The sequence below is a fragment of the Streptomyces bobili genome, assembly GCF_002154575.1.
GTDB lineage: Bacteria > Actinomycetota > Actinomycetes > Streptomycetales > Streptomycetaceae > Streptomyces > Streptomyces bobili.
Genome location: NZ_MUBA01000825.1, coordinates 1 through 814, shown reverse-complemented (window position 1 = coordinate 814; position 814 = coordinate 1). Strand labels below are relative to the sequence as shown.

1 protein-coding gene is annotated in these 814 nt (G+C 74.2%); it reads right to left on the bottom strand.

Annotated features, from left to right (window positions below; genetic code table 11):
* Positions 1–71: 71 nt before the first annotated feature.
* On the bottom strand, positions 72–814 hold a 743-nt coding region (locus tag BZL64_RS37970), incomplete at its 5' end, for a hypothetical protein (protein ID WP_341868853.1).

Below are 814 nucleotides of genomic sequence, written 5' to 3'. Positions count from 1 at the left end.
GCAGCACATCACCGTGATGAAGACGGCGGCCTTCACGGCGAGCGTGCCGGACCACCGAGGGCGCGCGAGCCTCATCGGCCGCTCGCGGAGGAGGAGGGAACCGGGGTCGGGGAGGCGGTGGGGGTGGGCCGGGGCGGGTGGGTTCGTCCCCCGGTCCGCACCATCTCGTCGTGGGTGAGCAGCATCGCCTTCTGGTCCGCGTCCCAGGTCCACTGGAGGCGGTACTCGTACCCGGCGACCTCGGACGGCGAGCGGATGATCACCGACCGCCCGGCCAGCTCGACCGCGCCGACGGCGTCCTCCCAGCCCATGACCTGCACCAGCCGGTGCTTCTCGACCGTGTAGACGCGCACGGCCGTCAGGTCGCCGGGCAGCTGCCGGAAGCCCAGGGTCAGTTCGTCCCGCCCGTCACCGGTCAGGTCGCGGTAGTACGGCCGCAGGACCGGGCACGGCTTCCGCTCGGCGCCGCTCTCGTCGCAGTCGGCCATCCGGCGGGACGTCTCGCGGTACGGCGCCTCGGAGCCGTCGTAGTCGTCCGGGTGCGCGGCGACCTCCCGCCGTACGACCTCGACCGGGTCCACCCGGTGGATGTCGTCGCCGGGGACGGCGACACCCTTGACGACCTGGATGTTCACCTCGTCGATGTCGAATGCCGGGCTCGATGCCGCGGGCAGGTCCGGCCACAGTTTCTCCGGGCTGACCGCGGTCGGGGTCTCCCCGGCGCCCTTCAGCCCGCCGGCGTCGCCGCAGGCCGCGGTCGCCGACGCCAGCAGGGCGACGGCCGCCAGGGCGAGGGCGGTGCGGAGGGGGCGGG